At 68.0% G+C, this 353-nt stretch carries 1 protein-coding gene; it reads left to right on the top strand.

The window, feature by feature from the left end; translation table 11 throughout:
- Positions 1-353, top strand: a 353-nt coding sequence (locus OO62_RS36195; protein ID WP_033271979.1) for a hypothetical protein, incomplete at both ends; no start/stop codon positions are given.

Raw genomic sequence — 353 nt, 5'->3', positions numbered from 1 at the left:
GTCCAGGCGATCGAGATCTCGCTCGGGCTCGATGCCGGCAGGCGCGGCGCGCTGACGCCCGACGATCCACACGACTTCGTGCAGAAGGAATGGCGGCCTCACCTGGTCAGCGACGGCAAGCTCGACCGCGCCATCTGGGAGATCTCGCTGGCCTTGGAGGTGCGCGATGCCCTGCGCGCCGGCAGCCTGTTCCTGGCGCAAAGCCGCGATCACGTCTCCTTCTGGAACCTGATCTATGACGACCGGAACTGGCGAGAGACCCGCACCGAGGCCTATCGGCGCCTCGACCTTCCGCTCGACGGGCGAGTGTTCCTGACCCGGATCGCCGCCGAGCTCGACCAGGCGGCGAAAGC

The organism is Streptomyces lydicus, assembly GCF_000717345.1.
Classification (GTDB): domain Bacteria; phylum Actinomycetota; class Actinomycetes; order Streptomycetales; family Streptomycetaceae; genus Streptomyces; species Streptomyces lydicus.
This window is presented reverse-complemented; position numbering and strand designations above follow the sequence as displayed.